This is a genomic window from Micromonospora sp. CNZ309, assembly GCF_002846525.1.
Window position 1 is genome coordinate 3,898,480 of the sequence record NZ_PJNG01000001.1, and the last position, 16,448, is coordinate 3,914,927.

Below are 16,448 nucleotides of genomic sequence, written 5' to 3' on the forward strand. Positions count from 1 at the left end.
ACCGGCGGAGAGGGCCCCTGGCGACGCGTGCCGCGCCGGCCCGTGCCCGCCCGGCACGTCGGCCAGCGCCACCACGGGCTCTCGCGTTAGCGCAGGCCGTTGGCCTCCCGGACCACGGTGACCAGCTCGTCGATGATCCCGGTCAGGGCGAAGTCCTTGGGCGTGAAGACCCGGGCCACCCCGGCGGCGCGGAGCTGCTGCGCGTCGCCGGCGGGGATGATCCCGCCGACCACCACCGGCAGGTCCGGGCGGCCGGCGGCACGCAGACCGTCCAGCACCGCCGGCACCGCCGCCAGGTGCGAGCCGGAGAGCACCGAGAGGCCGACCAGGTCCACGTCCTCCTCCACGGCGGCGGCGACGATCTGCCCGGCGGTCAGCCGGATGCCCTGGTAGACCACCTCGAAGCCGGCGTCGCGGGCGCGTACCGCGATCTGCTCCGCGCCGTTGGAGTGCCCGTCGAGGCCGGGCTTGCCGACGAGCAGCCGCAGCCGGCCGCTGCCCAGCTCGCGGGCGGTGGCGACGACCCGCGCGCGGACGGCGGCCAGGCCGGGGTCCCCGCCGGAGCCGGCGGCGCCGGTCAGGCCGGTGGGCGCCCGGTACTCGCCGAAGACCTGGCGCAGCGCGCCGGCCCACTCGCCGGTGGTCACCCCGGCCCGCACGCACTGCAACGTCGCCGGCATCAGGTTCGTCGTGGTCGCGGCGTCCGCGCGCAGCCGGGCCAGCGCCGCGTCGACGGCCGCGTCGTCCCGACCGGCCCGCCACTCGCGTACGGAGGCAGTGGCCGCCGCCTCGACGGCCGGGTCGACCTGCTCGACGGACTCGGCGCCGGCGGCGGTCAGCGGCGACGGCTCGGTCTCGGTGAACCGGTTGACACCGACCACCACGTCGGCGCCGGACTCCATCCGACGGCGTCGCTCGGCCAGCGAGGCGACCAGCGCGCTCTTGAGGTAGCCGGTCTCGACGGCGGCCACCACGCCGCCCATCTCCAGCACCTTCTCCAGCTCGACCCGCGCGCCGGCGACGATCTCGTCGACCAGCGCGGTCATCACGTGCGAGCCCTCGAACAGGTCCGGGTACTCCAGCAGGTCCGACTCGTACGCGAGCACCTGCTGCATCCGCAGCGACCACTGCTGGTCCCACGGCCGGGGCAGGCCGAGCGCCTCGTTCCAGGCGGGCAGTTGCACGGCGCGGGCGCGGGCGTCGCGGGAGAGGGTGACGCCGAGCATCTCCAGCACGATGCGCTGGATGTTGTTCTCCGGCTGCGCCTCGGTCAGGCCGAGCGAGTTGACCTGCACGCCGTAGCGGAACCGCCGCTGCTTCGGGTTCTGCACCCCGTAGCGCTCGCGGGTGATCTCGTCCCAGAGCGTGCCGAAGGCGCGCATCTTGGCGATCTCCTCGACGAAGCGCACCCCGGCGTTGACGAAGAAGGAGATCCGCTGCACGACGTCGCCCATGCGCTCGGCGGGCACCTGCCCGGAGTCGCGGACCGCGTCGAGCACGGCGACGGCGGTGGAGAGCGCGAAGCCGACCTCCTGCACCGGCGTCGCCCCGGCCTCCTGGAGGTGGTACGAGCAGATGTTCACCGGGTTCCAGCGCGGCATCTCGCGCAGCGTGTACGCCACGACGTCGGCGGTCAGCCGCAGCGACGCGGCCGGCGGGAAGATGTGGGTGCCCCGGGAGAGGTACTCCTTGATGATGTCGTTCTGCGTGGTGCCGGCGCAGCGGGACAGCTCCGCGCCCTGCTCGGCGCCGACGGTGCCGTAGAGGGCGAGCAGCCACATCGCCGGCGCGTTGATGGTCATGGACGTGTTCATGTCGGCCAGCGGGATGCCGTCGAAGAGGGCCCGCATGTCGCCGAGGTGCGCCACCGGGACGCCCACCCGGCCCACCTCTCCGGCTGCGAGCTCGTGGTCGGGGTCGTAGCCGGTCTGCGTCGGCAGGTCGAAGGCGACCGACAGCCCGGTCTGCCCCTTCGCCAGGTTGCGGCGGAAGAGCGCGTTGGTCGCGGCGGCCGAGCTGTGCCCGGCGTAGGTGCGCATCACCCAGGGGCGGTCGCGCTCGGGCAGCCGGCCGGGGAGTGCCTTCTCGTCCATGGCGGGAGTCTAAGTTACCGTTCAGTCACCAGGGCTGTGGAAAACCACACAGCTCCATGGAGCGGAAACCTGGGTGCGAAGCGCCCGACATGGGCGCGACCACCACACCCCGGCCGGCCCGTCGCCGTGGCCAGGTCGCACACTTGAGGCATGCATGACGAGCTGGCGATCTCCGTGCGGGGGCTGCGCAAGGCGTACGGGGACAACGTCGCCGTCGCGGGCGTGGACCTCGACGTCCACCGCGGCGAGGTCTTCGCCCTCCTCGGCCCCAACGGCGCCGGCAAGACCACCACCGTCGAGATCCTGGAGGGCTACCGGCGGCGCGACGCCGGCGACGTCGACGTCCTCGGCAGCGACCCGGCCCGCCCGGCGCCGGACTGGCGCTCGCGGGTGGGCATCGTGCTCCAGGGCACCGGCGAGTTCGACGAGCTGACGGTCGCCGAGGTGGTGCGCCACTTCGCCGGCTTCTACGCCGACGCGGACGACCCCGACAAGGTCGTCGAGCGGGTAGGGCTGGCCGGCAAGGCGAAGGCCCGTACGCACACCCTCTCGGGCGGGCAGAAGCGCCGGCTCGACGTGGCACTCGGCATCGTCGGCCGCCCCGAGCTGCTCTTCCTCGACGAGCCGACCACCGGATTCGACCCGGAGGCGCGCCGGGAGTTCTGGGAGCTGATCCGCGACCTGGCCGCCGCCGGCACCACCATCGTGCTCACCACCCACTACCTCGACGAGGCGGAGTCCCTCGCCGACCGGGTCGGCGTGATCGCGGGCGGCCGGGTGGTCGAGGTGGCCACGCCCGACCAGCTCGGCAACCGGCGCGAGGCCCTGGCGACGGTCTCCTGGCGTACGCCGGATGGGGCGCGGCAGACGGCGGAGAGCGCGACGCCGACGGCGCTGGTGGCGGAGCTGGCCGCGCGCTTCGGTGGCGAGGTCCCGGGCCTGACGGTGACCCGGCCGACCCTGGAGGACATCTACCTGCGCATGATCGGACACCGATGACCACCACGACGAAGCCGGCCGCGCCGGCCACCACGGCGCCGACCCGACGGCCCGGCCCGGTCGCCCTCAGCCTGCGGCAGAGCCGGCTGGAGATCACCCAGTTCCTGCGCAGCCGGGAGTCCGTCGTCTTCACGATGGGCTTCCCGATCATCATGATCCTGATCTTCGCGGCGATCTTCGACGACGAGATCGCCCCCGGGGTCAGCTACACGCAATACTTCATCACCGGCATGATCGCCACCGGCCTGATGACCGTGAGCTTCCAGAACCTGGGCATCTGGATCCCGATCGAGCGGGACCGGGGCGTGCTCAAGCGCTACCGGGGCACGCCGATGCCGAAGTGGGTCTGGTTCGCCGGCAAGGTGATCATGGTGGTGGCGATCGGCATCGCCGAGACGGTGCTGCTGCTCGCGGTCTCGGTGGCGCTGTTCGACCTGGAGCTGCCCGGCACCGCCGCGAAGTGGCTGACCTTCGGCTGGGTGTCGGTGCTGGGCGTCACCGCCTGCACCCTGTGCGGCATCGCCATCTCGTCGCTGGCCCGCACCGCCCGCAGCGGCTCGGCGGTCGTCACGCCGGTCGCGCTGGTGCTCCAGTTCATCTCCGGGGTGTTCTTCGTCTTCACCGAGCTGCCGACGTGGATGCAGCAGGTGGCGGCGCTCTTTCCGCTGAAGTGGATGTGCCAGGGCCTGCGCTCGGTCTTCCTGCCGGACGCCTTCGGCGCCCGCGAGCCGGGCGGCTCGTTCGAGCTGGACCGGGTCGCCCTGGTGCTCGTCGCCTGGTGCGTGATCGGCCTGGTGCTCTGCCTGACCACGTTCCGCTGGACGACCAAGCGCGACGGCTGAGCCGGACGGGGGCGGGTCACCGCCCCCGTCCGCCGCGCCGACTCAGTACGTGTAGAAGCCCTTGCCGCTCTTGCGGCCCAGGTCGCCGGCGGTGACCATGCGCTGGAGCAGCTCCGGCGGGAAGAACTTCTGGTCCGCGGTGTCGGTGTGGATGTTCTTCGTGGCGTGCATGAGCACGTCCACGCCGGTGAGGTCGGCGGTGGCCAGCGGGCCCATGGCGTGGCCGAAGCCGAGCCGGCAGGCGGTGTCCAGGTCCTCGGCCGAGACCACGCCCGCCTCGACCAGCTTGACGGCCTCGACGAGCAGGGCCGAGATCAGCCGGGTGGTGACGAAGCCCGCGATGTCCCGGTTGACCACCACGACGGTCTTGCCGATCTCCTCGGCGAACGTCTTCGCCGTGGCCAGCGTCGCGTCGCTGGTCTTGTAGCCGCGCACCAGCTCGCAGAGCTTCATCATCGGCACCGGCGAGAAGAAGTGGGTGCCGACGACCGCCTCCGGGCGCCCGGTCACCGCGGCGATCTGCGTCACCGGGATGGCCGAGGTGTTGGTCGCGAGCACCGCGTCGGCCTTGCAGATCTTGTCCAGCGCGCGGAACACCTCGTGCTTGATCTCCAGCCGTTCGAAGACCGCCTCGACCACGATGTCCGCGTCGGCAGCCGCCTCCAGCTCGGTGGTCGGGGTGATCCGGGCCAGGGTCGCCTCGACGTCGGACGCCTCGATCTTCCCCTTCTCGGCGAACTTCTCCAGCGACTTCCGGATCCCGGCCATGCCGCGCCCGGTGGCCGCGTCGTCCAGGTCCCGCAGGGTCACCTGCCAGCCCGCCTGCGCCGCCACCTGGGCGATGCCCGAACCCATCAGCCCGGCACCGACGACCGCGAGTCGACCCGCCATCTCTATCTCCCTCGCCTGTTGGAGTGTCTGTCAGCACCCTAGTCGGCGAGCCTGAACGAGTGCTAAGGCGTGTCCCCGGGGCGACGGCCGGACGCACTCCCCGGGCTTCGCGGCCGGCGACGGCCCGGGCTTCGCGGCCGGGCGACGGCCCGGGCGGGCTCCCCCGGCTTCGCGGCCGGTGTCGGGCGGGGCGCGGCGGCTCAGATGGTCAGGTCCGGCTCCTCCGGGGCGGTGCCGCGCTCCACCTCGACGCCCAGCGCGCGCAGGTCGGCGGCGAAGTCCGGATAGCCCCGGTCCACGTGGTGCACGTGGGAGACCTCGGTGACCCCCTCGGCGCAGAGCCCGGCGATGATCAGGCCAGCGCCGGCCCGGATGTCGGTGGCGCGTACGGGCGCGCCGGAGAGCACCTCCCGGCCCCGGACCACCGCGTGGTGACCGTCGGTCTTGATGTCCGCGCCCAGCCGCATCATCTCGTTGGCGAACATGAACCGTCCGTCGAAGATGTTCTCGGTGATCAGGGAGGCCCCGTCGCTGACCGCGGCCAGCCCGATCGCCATCGGCAGCAGGTCGGTGGCGAAGCCCGGGTACGGCAGCGTGACGACGTCCACCGCCTTCGGGCGGTCGTCCATCCGGATCCGGAACGCGTCGCCCCGGGTCTCCACCAGGCCCCCGGCAGAGACCAGCTTGTCGAGCGCCACCTCCAGGAACGCCGGCTCCACCCCGGTGACGGTGACGTCCCCCCGGGTCATCGCCGCACCGAACGCCCAGGTGCCCGCGACGATCCGGTCCCCCACCGTGGCGTGCCGCACCGGCCGCAGCCCCGGCACCCCCTCGATGCGCAGCGTGGAGGTGCCGGCGCCGGAGATCCGGGCGCCCATCTGGTTGAGCATGGTGCAGATGTCGACGATCTCCGGCTCCCGGGCGGCGTTCTCGATGAGGCTCGGCCCCCGGGCCAGCACCGCCGCCATGACCAGGTTCTCCGTCGCCCCCACGCTGGGGAAGTCGAGCACGATCTCCGCGCCGTGCAGCCCGTGCGGCGCCGACGCGATCACGAAGCCGTGCTCGCCGGAGATCTCGGCGCCCATCCGGGTCAGGCCGGAGACGTGCATGTCCAGGCCCCGCGAGCCGATGGCGTCCCCGCCCGGGTGGGCCACCCGCACGTACCCCCGGCGGGCCAGCAGGGGGCCCAGCACGCAGATCGAGGCGCGCAGCCGGCGTACGAGGTCGTAGTCCGCCTCGGCGCCGGGCTGCTCCGGCACGTCGATGACGACCGACCGTGAGCGGGCCACCCCGTCGTACGCGACCATCGGGTCGACGGGGTCGTCGGCGTCGAAGTGCACGCCGCAGCCGAGCCGGCGGAGCACCTCGCCCATGATCGCGATGTCCGTGATCCGGGGCACGTTGGTGATCACGCTGCGGCCCGGGGCGAGCAGCGCGGCGGCCATCAGCTTCAGTGCCGAGTTCTTGGCGCCGACGACGTGCACCGTGCCGGCCAGGCGCGCGTCGCCGCGTACCCGGATGACGTCGAGATCGTTGACCGCCGGGTCACCGGCGTCGCCGGGCCCCACCCCGGCCGTCCGGACGGCGGTGCCGCCCGGGCGCTCCGGGATCGTCAGGTCCGGTATCCGTAGGCTGTGCGTCATGGCCGTCCACCTCACGCGCATCTACACCAAGGCCGGCGATGCCGGCATGACCAGGCTGAGCAACAACGAGCAGGTGCCGAAGACCGATCCGCGCATCTCCGCGTACGCGGACGTCGACGAGTGCAACGCCGCGATCGGCGTGGCGCTCGCCCTGGGGCAGCTCGACGACGAGCTGCGGGCCGTCCTGGCGTCGATCCAGAACGACATGTTCGACGTGGGCGCCGACCTGGCCACCCCGGTCGAGCCCGACCCGAAGTACCCGCCGCTGCGGGTCACCGAGGCGTACGTCGAGCGTCTGGAGGGCTGGTGCGACGAGTACAACGCACGCCTGAGCAAGCTCGACTCCTTCATCCTCCCCGGCGGCACCGCGGGTGCGGCGCTGCTGCACGTGGCGCGGACGGTCGCCCGGCGCGCCGAGCGGGCGGCGTGGGCCCTGGTCGCGCACGACCCCGATCGGACCAGCTCGCTCCCGGCAAAGTATCTCAACCGGCTCTCCGACCTGCTCTTTATCCTGTCAAGAACGGCAAATCCGGACGGAGATGTGCTATGGGTTCCGGGCGGTAACCGCTGACCACGCGGCCCTCGTGCCCACCGGAGACCCCGGTGGGCACGCTGCACCACGTCGAGGTCTGGGTACCCGATCTGGCCGCCACCGTGCGCGGCTGGGAATGGTTGCTCGGCGAGCTGGGCTGGGCGCCGTTCCAGGCGTGGCCGGACGGCCGCTCCTGGCGGCTCGGCCCGACCTACCTGGTCGTGGAGGAGTCCCGGCGCTCTCCGGGCGGCGGCACGACCGGTTGACTCCCGGCCTCAACCACCTGGCCTTCCACCCTGGAGCCCGCCGGCGGAGGGATCAGGCCTGACCGCCCGGGCGGGTGGGCTCGGAAACCCCCACGGACGAGGGGACGTCAGGCGGCGGGCCAGTCCTGGGAGGCCAGACGCGGCGAGACCGCCCCCGGAGGGGCGGCCTCGAGCCAGGAGAGGAACCCGGTGACGGTGGACCGGGCCATCGCGATCTCCACCGGAGCGTGGTTGCTCGTACAGCGGAGGATGACCCAGTCGGCGGGCATCGAGAGGCGCTCCTGCCCCTCGGGGAGCCGTCGCCGCTCGACGGCCAACTCCTTGCGGGAGAGCACCCGGGTGGGGCGGATGGCGAAGCTGAACAGCCGGTACCAGCGGAGTTCGTCGCCGACGAAGCGGCCGAAGCCCGGAGACCAGCCTCGGCCGTCGAGCATCGTGGAGGTCCGGACGCCGAGCCGGATGATGCCCCCGCTACGAGTGACGACGGCCCGCCGGGCGAAGAGGATCAGAAGTGCGCCGAGGATGACGGCGACGCCGATTCCGACCCCTTCGACGATCTCCATCGGCGTTTCGGCTCAGTGGCTCTGCGCGGCGGAGACCGGGGTGGCGCTCTCGGCCAGGACGGTGACGCCCTCACCGGTCACCGACAGGAAGCCGCCGGCCACCTCGTAGGAGACCTGCTCACCGCCGGGAAGCTTGATGCGCACCTGGCCGGGCTCGGCAAGCTGGCCGAGCAGGGGCGCGTGCCCCGCCAGCACACCCAGCTCGCCCTCGGTCGTGCGGGCGACGACCATCTCGGCCTCGCCGGACCAGACCTTCTCCTCGACGGCTACGAGCTCGACGTGAAGCTGCTTTGCCACGCTGTCTCCTTGCTGCGGCGGCGGATTGTCAAAAGTCTAGTCGTGCCGCCGGCCCGCCCCCAACGCGGGTGGCGAGACCTGCGCCACGACTACTTGGCCTTGTTCTGGAAGTCCGGGTGCTCGAGCAGGAAGGCGTCCAGCTGCCCCTTCTGGAGGGCGGCGAAGAAGTCGTCCACGGCGGGCTGGAACTTCTCGCCCTGGTACTTGCCGTTCTCGACGACCGAGCCGCCCGGCAACTTGATCATCTGGATGGTCTCCGGGCGGATGTCCTTGAGCGCCAGGCCGAAGTCGACCACGCTGTTGCCCCGGCCGCTGAAGATGAGCGACTGCCCGGCCGCCCGCAGCACCCGGTCCAGCTTGACCGGGTTGGTCACCACGTCGGCGCTGAGCGCCTGACCGGCCATGGCCTTGACGAACTGCTGCTGGTGGCGCTGCCGGCCGTAGTCGCCGTCGGGGACACCGTTCTTCGGGTAGCGCTGGCGGACGTAGTCGAGCGCCTGCCAGCCGTCGAGGTGCTGGTTGCCCTTCTTGTAGACCGCCTGCGGGCCGACGTAGCCCTCGCCGTTGGGGTTGCCCTTGCGGTGCTTGCCGTCCGGCTCGCGGTGCTCGGAGCGCACCTCGCGCTCGATGTACATGTCGACGCCGCCCATCGCGTCGACGATCTTCTTGAAGCCGTTGAAGTTGATGATCGCGCCCGCGTCGAAGCGCTTGATGCCGGTGACGTTCTGGACGGTGGTGGCGAGCAGCTCGAAGCCGCGCGCGGCGTCCGGGTTTCCGCCGGGCACCCGGCTGCCGTACGACATCGCCGCGTTGAGCTTGTCGGTGCCGCCCCTGAACTCCGCCCGGCTGAACGCGGGGATCTCCACGAGGAGGTCGCGCGGCATCGAGAAGAGGTAGGCGCGGTCCATCTCGGCGGGCACGTGCAGCACCATCACCGAGTCGGCCAGCGGCGGCATCTCCGGATTGCGCGGGTCGATGCCCACCAGCAGGATGTTGAGCGGGCCCTTGATGTCGCTCTTACGCTCCTTCGCCCCGGCCGCCTGGTCGCCGAAGAGGTCGGCTTTGCCCACGGCCCCCTCGTAGCGGGCCATCAACGCCTCGGCGCCGACCAGCACCGCGCCGCTGAGCAGCATCAGGACGGCACCGAAGACGGTGCACACCCGGGCCCAGCGCGGCACCCCCGACCACCTGGACGGTTTACCGCCGGCCTTGTCGGCCTTACCCACGATCATCTCCGTTCGTCACGCCCACGATCAGGAGACGGGCGCATGCAGCCGGTTCGTTGCGATCGACGCCCACGCGGTGGGTGGGCGGATCGACGGTACCTCGCGTACGACATGATCGCCGAGCAGGCGGAACCGGGCGACGGTGATGATAGGGCCCGAAGATGAACGAAAGGCCGCCCCGGCGTTGCCGGGGCGGCCTTTCTTCAGGACCGACAGGTCAGCCCTTCATCAGCTCCGCAGCCTTGCGCTCCAGGTCCTCCAGGCCACCGCACATGAAGAAGGCCTGCTCGGGGAAGTGGTCGTACTCGCCCTCGCTGATCTTCTTGAAGGCCTCGATGGTCTCCTGGATCGGGACCGTCGAGCCCGGCACGCCGGTGAACTGCTCCGCCGCGTAGGTGTTCTGCGACAGGAAGCGCTCGATGCGCCGCGCGCGCTGCACGGTGATCTTGTCTTCCTCGGAGAGCTCCTCGATGCCGAGGATGGCGATGATGTCCTGCAGGTCCTTGTACTTCTGCAGGATCCGCTTCACCTCGGTCGCCACCGCGAAGTGCTCGGCGCCGACGAACTCCGGGGCGAGGATCCGGGACGAGGACGCCAGCGGGTCCACGGCCGGGTAGATGCCCTTGTCGGAGATCGACCGCTCCAGGTTGGTGGTCGCGTCGAGGTGGGCGAACGTGGTGGCCGGGGCGGGGTCGGTGTAGTCGTCCGCCGGCACGTAGATCGCTTGCATCGAGGTGATGGCCTGGCCCCGGACGGAGGTGATCCGCTCCTGGAGCTCGCCCATCTCGTCGGCCAGGGTCGGCTGGTAACCGACCGCGCTCGGCATGCGGCCGAGCAGGGTGGAGACCTCCGAACCGGCCTGGGTGAAGCGGAAGATGTTGTCGATGAAGAGCAGCACCTCCTGCTTCTTGACGTCGCGGAAGTACTCCGCCATGGTCAGCGCGGAGAGGGCGACCCGCAGCCGGGTGCCCGGCGGCTCGTCCATCTGGCCGTAGACCAGCGCGGTCTTGTCGATGACGCCGGACTCGGTCATCTCGGCGATGAGGTCGTTGCCCTCGCGGGTGCGCTCACCCACGCCGGCGAAGACCGAGGTACCACCGAAGTTCCGGGCGACACGGGTGATCATCTCCTGGATGAGCACCGTCTTGCCGACGCCGGCACCGCCGAACAGGCCGATCTTGCCACCCTTGACGTACGGGGCGAGCAGGTCGATGACCTTGATGCCGGTCTCCAGCATCTCGGTCTTCGGCTCCAGGTCCGCGAAGGCCGGGGCCTTGCGGTGGATGCCCCAGTGGTCGTCGGGCTGGAGCGTCTCGCCCTCGGTCAGGTTGAGGCACTCGCCGATCGCGTTGAACACGTGGCCCTTGACCGTGTCGCCCACCGGAACGGTGATCGGCGAACCGGTGTCGCGCACCTCGGTGCCGCGGACCAGGCCGTCGGTCGGCTGCATCGAGATGGCGCGGACCATGTTGTCACCCAGGTGCTGGGCGACCTCCAGGGTCAGCGTCTTCTCGCCGCCCGAGAGCGTCACGTCCACGTGCAGGGCGTTGAACAGGGCCGGCATGGCGTCGCGCGGGAACTCGGCGTCGACGACCGGGCCGATGACCCGGACCACGCGACCCGTGGCCGTCTTGGTCTCTACTGGGGCAGTCATCACACTTCACTTCCCGACGCGGCCAGCGCGTTCGCGCCGCCGACGATCTCGCTGATCTCCTGGGTGATCCCGGCCTGGCGGGCCGAGTTCATCTCACGCGTGTACTTCTCGATCATCTCTTCGGCGTTGTCGGTGGCGCTCTTCATCGCCCGCCGACGGGCCGCCGACTCGCTCGCCGCCGACTCCAGCAACGCCGCGTAGATCCGCGTGTTGATGTACTTCGGCAGCAGCGCGTCGAGCAGCGCCTCCGCGTCCGGCTCGAACTCGTAGGCCGGCAGCGCACCCTCGGCGCGCGGCCGGTCCTCCACCTGCATGGGGCCGATGACCTTGGCGACCGGGGTCTGGGTCATCAGGGAGTGGAACTCGGTGTAGACGATGTGCAGCTCGTCGATGCCGAGCACCCCGTCCGCCCCGGCGCCACCGTCGACGTCGTCCGCACCGGCGGTGAACGCCTTGATCAGCGTCTCACCCACCGCGCGGGCGTCGGCGAAGGTCGGCTGCTCCGAGAACCCGGTCCAGTTCGCCTCGATCGGCCGGTCGCGGAACCGGAAGAACCCGACGCCCTTGCGCCCGATGACGTAGAGCACCGGCTCCTTGCCGTCGGCCCGCAGCCGGGCGATCAGCGACTCGGCCATCTTGATGGCGTTGGAGCTGTAACCACCGGCGAGGCCGCGGTCGGAGGTGACCAGCAGGACGCCCGCCCGCCGCACCTTCGGACGCGGGGTGAGCAGCGGGTGGTCGATCTGCGCGTTGGACGCCAGCGCCGTGAGCACACCGGTGACGGCCTGGGCGTACGGCAGGGACGCCGCCACGCGGGCCTGGGCCTTGGCGATCCGGCTCGTCGCCACGAGCTCCATCGCCTTGGTGATCTTCTTCATCCCCTTCGCCGAGCGGATCCGTTGACGAAGAACGCGTACCTGGGCCGCCATGGATCAGCCCTTACTGGTTCTCGGCCGGACGGTCGCCCGCGCCGTCCCGGTAGCGGGTCACCGTCTCACGGTTCTCGTCGCCCTCCAGCGGCGAGGCCGGGGCCTCGTTGATCCGCCGCTCGTCGGCCTTGCCGAGGAAGACCTGCTTGAAGTCGGCGATGGCGGCGTCGAGCGAGCCGATGATGTCGTCGTTCCACTGGTGGTCGGCGATGGCGGCCAGCACACCCTCGTGCTTGTGGCGCAGGTACTGGAGGAACTCCGACTCGAAGCGGCGGATCTCCCCGACCGGGATGTCGTCCAGCTTGCCCTCGGTGCCGGCCCAGACCGAGACGACCTGCTCCTGCACCGGGAACGGCGAGTAGTTCGCCTGCTTCAGCAGCTCGACCAGGCGGGCGCCGCGGTCGAGCTGGGCGCGGGAGGTCTTGTCCAGGTCGGAGGCGAAGGCGGCGAACGCCTCCAGCTCGCGGAACTGGGCCAGGTTGAGCCGCAGCGAGCCGGCGACCTTCTTCATCGGCTTCACCTGCGCGGCGCCACCGACCCGGGAGACCGAGGTGCCGACGTTGATGGCCGGCCGGACGCCCTGGTTGAACAGGTCGGTCTCCAGGAAGATCTGGCCGTCGGTGATGGAGATGACGTTGGTCGGGATGAAGGCCGAGATGTCGTTGGCCTTCGTCTCGATGATCGGCAGGCCGGTCATCGAGCCGCCGCCCAGCTCGTCGGAGAGCTTCGCGCAGCGCTCCAGCAGACGGGAGTGCAGGTAGAAGACGTCACCCGGGTACGCCTCGCGGCCCGGCGGGCGACGCAGCAGCAGGGACACGGCGCGGTACGCCTCGGCCTGCTTGCTCAGGTCGTCGAAGACGATGAGGACGTGCTTGCCGCCGTACATCCAGTGCTGCCCGATGGACGAGCCGGTGTAGGGGGCGAGGTACTTGAAGCCGGCCGGGTCGGAGGCCGGGGAGGCGACGATCGTGGTGTACTCCATCGCGCCCGCCTCCTCCAGGACGCCCTTGATCGAGGCGATCGTGGAGGCCTTCTGACCGATGGCGACGTAGATGCAGCGGACCTGCTTCTTCGGGTCGCCGGAGCGCCAGTTGTCCCGCTGGTTGAGGATGGTGTCCAGCGCGACGGTGGTCTTGCCGGTCTTCCGGTCACCGATGATCAGCTGACGCTGGCCGCGACCGATCGGGGTCATGGCGTCGACGGCCTTGAGGCCGGTCTGCAGCGGCTCGTCCACGGACTGTCGGGACATCACGTTCGGGGCCTGGAGCTCCAGCTCGCGGTAGCCCTCGTTGGCGATGTCGCCGAGCCCGTCGATCGGCTGGCCGAGCGCGTTGACCACACGGCCGAGGAAGGCGTCGCCGACCGGCACCGAGAGCACCCGGCCGGTGCGCTTGACGCGCTGCCCCTCTTCGAGCTTGGCGGAGTCACCGAGAACGACGACACCGATCTCCCGGACGTCGAGGTTCAGCGCCACACCCAGGGTGCCGTCCTCGAACTCCAGGAGCTCGTTGGTCATGGTCGAGGGGAGGCCCTCGACGTGGGCGATGCCGTCGCCGGTGTCGGCGACGGTGCCGACCTCCTCGCGGGAGAGTTCGGACGAGTAGGAGGAGACGTAGCGCTCCAGGGCGCCGCGGATCTCCTCCGTCGAGATGGTCAGCTCGGCCATCCTCTGCTTCCTTAAGTATCAGGGGCCCGGGATACCTAGTACCGACCGGTCCGAATGGCGTCTATGTCACAGGCACTGGGCGGCGCTGCCGCCTCAGCGCTTCGCGAGCGCGTTGCGGCTCTCGTTGAGGCGGCGCAGGACGGTGCCGTCGTACAGGTCGGAGCCGACCCGCACACTGACGCCACCGAGAACCGAGGGGTCCACCGTCTGCTTGACGGAAACCTCTCGACCGTATATCGCGGAGAGGCTGGCACCCAACCGGTGCTCCTCCTCCTCACTCAACGGGGCCGCGGCGGTCACGTACGCCACCTGCCGGTCCCGCCGCTCGGCGGCCAGCTCGACCAGCCGGCTGAGCGCACCGGAGAGGTTGCGTCCACCGAACCCGGCGAGCGCGACCCCGATGAGGTAGCCGGTGATCGGCCGGGCCTTGCCGGCGAGCAGCTGGTCGACCAGCGTGGCCCGCCGGACGGCCGGGACGGTCGAGTCGGAGAGCGCGCTGGACAGCTCCGGCGCACCGGCGACGACCTGCCCGAAGCGGAACAGCTCGTCCTCGACCTCGCCCAGCTCGCCCGCGGAGTCGGCGCCGGCCAGGAGAGCGTCGACGCCCAGCCGCTCGGCGGCGTCGAGCAGCTCCGAGGGCGCCGACCAGCGGCCGGCGACCAGCGAGGCGATCAGGTCCAGCGCCTCGGCGTCGACCTTGCCGCGCAGCAGCTCGCCGAGCAGCCCGGCCCGGTCGGCACCGCTGCGGGCCGGGTCGGAGAGCGCCCGGCGCAGCCGCGGCTCGCGCCGCAGCAGGTCGGCGACGGAGAGGATGGCGTCGGCGGTGGTGGTCACCGCCGACGGCTCCGCACCGCGGACGTACGCGTCGAGGCGCTCGGCCGCGACCTTGTACGACTCCCGGCTGGCGGCCTGCATCAGCGGGCCCCCGCGCTCTCGAGGTTGCTCAGGAACCGGTCGACGGTGCCCTTGCGACGCGCCTCGTCGGCGAGGGACTCCCCGACGATCTTGCTGGCCAGGTCGACCGCGATCGTGCCGACCTCCGTGCGCAGCTCGCGCACGATGGTGGCGCGCTCGGCGGCGAGCTGCTCCTTGCCGGCGGCGATGATCCGGTCGGACTCCTCCCGCGCCTTGGCGAGGATGTCCTGGCGGATGCCCTCGGCGTCGGCCCGGGCGTCGTCCCGGATCCGGGCTGCCTCGGTACGCACCTCGGCGAGCTGGGCCCGGTACTGCTCGAGCACCTGGTTGGCCTCGGCCTGGGCGGCCTCGGCCCGCTTGAGCCCGCCCTCGATGGCGTCGACCCGCGCCTGGTACATCGCCTCCATGCGGGGCATGACGAACTTCAGCAGGACGAAGCAGAGCAGGGCGAAGGCGATGGTGCCGACGACCATCTCCTGCCAGATGGGCAGGATCGGGTTGTGCTCCACACCTTCTGCGGCGATGAACATGTCAGACCTCCGGGTCGGGGGAAAGCTCTCGTCAGCCGCCGACGGCGAAGGCGAGCACCAGGCCGAAGAGCGCGAGCGCCTCGACCAGGGCGAAGCCCAGGATCAGCCAGGTGCGGTTGTAGCCGGCGGACTCCGGCTGGCGCGCGCTCGACTGGATGTAGGCCGCGAAGACCAGGGCGACACCGATACCGGGGCCGATGGCGGCGAGGCCGTAGCCGATGGTGTTGACGCTACCGCCGATCTCGGCAAGAACAGTCATTGCGGGTATTCCTCCTGTTCGACGCGTGAGGTCTCACGCGTACGCGGGTCGGTACCAGAAGCTTGGTCGGGCCGGGTGGCCCGCCGAGCCCGATCAGTGCTCGTCGGCGAGCGAACTTCCGATGTAGTTCGCGCTCAGCGTGACGAAGACGTAGGCCTGCAGCACGGCGACCAGCACCTCGAAGAAGGCCATCACGATCGCCATCAGGAAGGAGAAGATCGAGGTCACCTGGATGAACAGGCTGCTCGAGTTGAGCATCACGAAGCCGCCGATGGTGAAGACCAGCAGCAGCAGGTGGCCGGCGAACAGGTTGGCGAAGAGCCGCAGCGCCAGCGTGACGGGCCGGACGATGAACGTCTGCATGAACTCGATCGGGATCAGCAGGATGTGCATGGGCCACGGCACGTTCGGGATGATCAGGCTCATCTTGAGGTACTTGCCGAGGCCGTGCTTGCGGGCGCCGATGTAGAGGTACATCACGTAGGAGATCGCCGCGAGCACGATGGGGAACGCGATGTGCGAGTTCGGCGAGATCTGCAGACCGGGCACGATGGCGAAGAGGTTGGTCAGCACGATGAAGCTGAACAGCACCGTGAAGTAGGGCGCGAAGCGGATGCCCGCGTTGCCCATCTGTTCGCGGGCGATGTTGTCCCGGACCAGGCCGTAGACCGACTCCGCGTACCACTGGGCCTTGCCGGGGACCAGCTTGGGCTTCCGGTAGGCGAGCATGAAGAAGACGATCAGCAGCGCGACCGCGAGCCAGACCATGATCCCGAACTTGGTGACCCAGGGGCCAGCCACGTCCGGCGGGTAGAAATCTCCGACGCTGGGGGGCCAGGGAAGCCCCTCGGCGGCGACGAGCTGTCCACTCACCGTGTCATCCTCCGCACTCGACAGACCCGGGCGTGCTGGCACTCAAGCACTGAGCCTCTTCATGATCAGGTAAATCGCTCCGGCCGCGCCGAAGATCATGCCGAGGGCGACCCCGACGCCGGTTCGCAGATCGAGAAGTCGCTCCGCCAACCACCCGAGGAAGCCCCACACCACGATGCCGGCGAGTAGGTAGCCCAGAACGGCCCCTGCCGCGCCTTCCGACGAAGGGTCGTCGGACCTGCGGGGGTGTGGGTCTTCGGCCATGACGTG

The 16,448-nt window shown here is 70.7% G+C and carries 18 protein-coding genes; 4 read left to right on the top strand and 14 right to left on the bottom strand.

All coding sequences use genetic code 11. From position 1 onward, the window contains the following. Positions 1-86: 86 nt before the first annotated feature. Entirely contained in the window at positions 87-2,093 is a 2,007-nt protein-coding gene (locus CLT72_RS16030; protein ID WP_101412539.1) for a protein meaA, read from the bottom strand. A 150-nt stretch (positions 2,094-2,243) separates the two neighbouring features. Between CLT72_RS16030 and CLT72_RS16035 the strand changes: the two genes are divergently transcribed. Together CLT72_RS16035 and CLT72_RS16040 are read left to right on the top strand one after the other, a co-directional pair. After that, complete coding sequence (locus tag CLT72_RS16035; RefSeq protein WP_101412540.1) at positions 2,244-3,092, top strand: ABC transporter ATP-binding protein; 849 nt, start codon at positions 2,244-2,246, stop codon at positions 3,090-3,092. Then, on the top strand, positions 3,089-3,934 hold the full coding sequence (locus tag CLT72_RS16040) for an ABC transporter permease (RefSeq protein WP_101412541.1): 846 nt from the start codon (positions 3,089-3,091) through the stop codon (positions 3,932-3,934). The genes CLT72_RS16035 and CLT72_RS16040 overlap by 4 nt, the downstream gene beginning before the upstream one ends. 42 nt (positions 3,935-3,976) lie before the next feature. Here the strand turns inward: CLT72_RS16040 and CLT72_RS16045 are convergent, their stop codons facing one another. Together CLT72_RS16045 and murA are read right to left on the bottom strand one after the other, a co-directional pair. Next, positions 3,977-4,825 carry a 3-hydroxyacyl-CoA dehydrogenase family protein gene (locus CLT72_RS16045; RefSeq protein ID WP_101412542.1) on the bottom strand — a complete coding sequence of 283 codons (849 nt, stop codon included), beginning with the start codon at positions 4,823-4,825 and terminating at the stop codon, positions 3,977-3,979. A 200-nt stretch (positions 4,826-5,025) separates the two neighbouring features. After that, a complete protein-coding gene (gene murA, locus CLT72_RS16050) occupies positions 5,026-6,468 on the bottom strand; it encodes a UDP-N-acetylglucosamine 1-carboxyvinyltransferase (RefSeq protein WP_101412543.1) in 1,443 nt (480 codons plus the stop codon). On the opposite strand from murA, the gene CLT72_RS16055 reads away from it, so the two are divergent. Both CLT72_RS16055 and CLT72_RS16060 read left to right on the top strand, forming a co-directional pair. Next, on the top strand, positions 6,467-7,039 hold the full coding sequence (locus CLT72_RS16055) for a cob(I)yrinic acid a,c-diamide adenosyltransferase (RefSeq protein WP_101412544.1): 573 nt from the start codon (positions 6,467-6,469) through the stop codon (positions 7,037-7,039). The genes murA and CLT72_RS16055 overlap by 2 nt on opposite strands. Positions 7,040-7,071: 32 nt before the next feature. Further along, a complete protein-coding gene (locus tag CLT72_RS16060; protein ID WP_250100499.1) occupies positions 7,072-7,266 on the top strand; it encodes a VOC family protein in 195 nt (64 codons plus the stop codon). A 107-nt stretch (positions 7,267-7,373) separates the two neighbouring features. Here CLT72_RS16060 and CLT72_RS16065 read toward each other — a convergent pair whose 3' ends face one another. From CLT72_RS16065 to CLT72_RS16115, 11 genes are all read right to left on the bottom strand, one after another. Beyond that, positions 7,374-7,829, bottom strand: a complete 456-nt coding sequence (locus tag CLT72_RS16065) for a DUF2550 domain-containing protein (RefSeq protein WP_101412545.1) — start codon at positions 7,827-7,829, stop codon at positions 7,374-7,376. 12 nt (positions 7,830-7,841) lie between these two features. Then, positions 7,842-8,126 carry a F0F1 ATP synthase subunit epsilon gene (locus CLT72_RS16070; protein ID WP_088998667.1) on the bottom strand — a complete coding sequence of 95 codons (285 nt, stop codon included), beginning with the start codon at positions 8,124-8,126 and terminating at the stop codon, positions 7,842-7,844. 89 nt (positions 8,127-8,215) lie between these two features. Beyond that, positions 8,216-9,358 (bottom strand): LCP family protein, encoded by a 1,143-nt coding sequence (locus CLT72_RS16075; RefSeq protein ID WP_101412546.1) that lies wholly within the window; start codon positions 9,356-9,358, stop codon positions 8,216-8,218. A 211-nt stretch (positions 9,359-9,569) separates the two neighbouring features. Further along, complete coding sequence (gene atpD, locus CLT72_RS16080) at positions 9,570-11,006, bottom strand: F0F1 ATP synthase subunit beta (protein WP_088998665.1); 1,437 nt, start codon at positions 11,004-11,006, stop codon at positions 9,570-9,572. Beyond that, entirely contained in the window at positions 11,006-11,935 is a 930-nt protein-coding gene (locus CLT72_RS16085) for a F0F1 ATP synthase subunit gamma (RefSeq protein ID WP_101412547.1), read from the bottom strand. Before CLT72_RS16085 ends, atpD begins: the two co-directional genes overlap by 1 nt. A 10-nt stretch (positions 11,936-11,945) precedes the next feature. Continuing rightward, the gene (atpA, locus tag CLT72_RS16090; RefSeq protein WP_101412548.1) at positions 11,946-13,601 is read right to left on the bottom strand and encodes a F0F1 ATP synthase subunit alpha; all 1,656 of its coding nucleotides are present in this window, start codon (positions 13,599-13,601) and stop codon (positions 11,946-11,948) included. 93 nt (positions 13,602-13,694) lie between these two features. Continuing rightward, positions 13,695-14,516 carry a F0F1 ATP synthase subunit delta gene (locus CLT72_RS16095; RefSeq protein WP_101412549.1) on the bottom strand — a complete coding sequence of 274 codons (822 nt, stop codon included), beginning with the start codon at positions 14,514-14,516 and terminating at the stop codon, positions 13,695-13,697. Next, on the bottom strand, positions 14,516-15,046 hold the full coding sequence (locus tag CLT72_RS16100) for a F0F1 ATP synthase subunit B (protein WP_088998661.1): 531 nt from the start codon (positions 15,044-15,046) through the stop codon (positions 14,516-14,518). Before CLT72_RS16100 ends, CLT72_RS16095 begins: the two co-directional genes overlap by 1 nt. A gap of 31 nt (positions 15,047-15,077) precedes the next feature. Then, positions 15,078-15,305 (bottom strand): ATP synthase F0 subunit C, encoded by a 228-nt coding sequence (gene atpE / locus CLT72_RS16105; protein ID WP_088998660.1) that lies wholly within the window; start codon positions 15,303-15,305, stop codon positions 15,078-15,080. 93 nt (positions 15,306-15,398) lie between these two features. Beyond that, entirely contained in the window at positions 15,399-16,220 is an 822-nt protein-coding gene (atpB, locus tag CLT72_RS16110) for a F0F1 ATP synthase subunit A (RefSeq protein ID WP_101412550.1), read from the bottom strand. Further along, positions 16,221-16,442, bottom strand: coding sequence for a hypothetical protein (locus tag CLT72_RS16115; RefSeq protein WP_088998658.1), 222 nt, complete (start codon positions 16,440-16,442; stop codon positions 16,221-16,223). It abuts the gene before it with no gap. Between the last annotated feature and the right edge of the window lie 6 nt (positions 16,443-16,448).

Bases quoted from the DNA above. Each gene is read 5' to 3' on its own strand.
- CLT72_RS16115 (WP_088998658.1), bottom strand. From the start codon at position 16,442: ATGGCCGAAGACCCACACCCCCGCAGGTCCGACGACCCTTCGTCGGAA.
- CLT72_RS16065 (WP_101412545.1), bottom strand. From the start codon at position 7,829: ATGGAGATCGTCGAAGGGGTCGGAATCGGCGTCGCCGTCATCCTCGGC.
- CLT72_RS16045 (WP_101412542.1), bottom strand. From the start codon at position 4,825: ATGGCGGGTCGACTCGCGGTCGTCGGTGCCGGGCTGATGGGTTCGGGC.
- atpE (WP_088998660.1), bottom strand. From the start codon at position 15,305: ATGACTGTTCTTGCCGAGATCGGCGGTAGCGTCAACACCATCGGCTAC.
- atpA (WP_101412548.1), bottom strand. From the start codon at position 13,601: ATGGCCGAGCTGACCATCTCGACGGAGGAGATCCGCGGCGCCCTGGAG.
- CLT72_RS16075 (WP_101412546.1), bottom strand. From the start codon at position 9,358: ATGATCGTGGGTAAGGCCGACAAGGCCGGCGGTAAACCGTCCAGGTGG.
- CLT72_RS16100 (WP_088998661.1), bottom strand. From the start codon at position 15,046: ATGTTCATCGCCGCAGAAGGTGTGGAGCACAACCCGATCCTGCCCATC.
- CLT72_RS16055 (WP_101412544.1), top strand. From the start codon at position 6,467: ATGGCCGTCCACCTCACGCGCATCTACACCAAGGCCGGCGATGCCGGC.
- atpD (WP_088998665.1), bottom strand. From the start codon at position 11,006: ATGACTGCCCCAGTAGAGACCAAGACGGCCACGGGTCGCGTGGTCCGG.
- CLT72_RS16040 (WP_101412541.1), top strand. From the start codon at position 3,089: ATGACCACCACGACGAAGCCGGCCGCGCCGGCCACCACGGCGCCGACC.
- CLT72_RS16030 (WP_101412539.1), bottom strand. From the start codon at position 2,093: ATGGACGAGAAGGCACTCCCCGGCCGGCTGCCCGAGCGCGACCGCCCC.
- CLT72_RS16085 (WP_101412547.1), bottom strand. From the start codon at position 11,935: ATGGCGGCCCAGGTACGCGTTCTTCGTCAACGGATCCGCTCGGCGAAG.
- murA (WP_101412543.1), bottom strand. From the start codon at position 6,468: ATGACGCACAGCCTACGGATACCGGACCTGACGATCCCGGAGCGCCCG.
- CLT72_RS16095 (WP_101412549.1), bottom strand. From the start codon at position 14,516: ATGCAGGCCGCCAGCCGGGAGTCGTACAAGGTCGCGGCCGAGCGCCTC.
- CLT72_RS16035 (WP_101412540.1), top strand. From the start codon at position 2,244: ATGCATGACGAGCTGGCGATCTCCGTGCGGGGGCTGCGCAAGGCGTAC.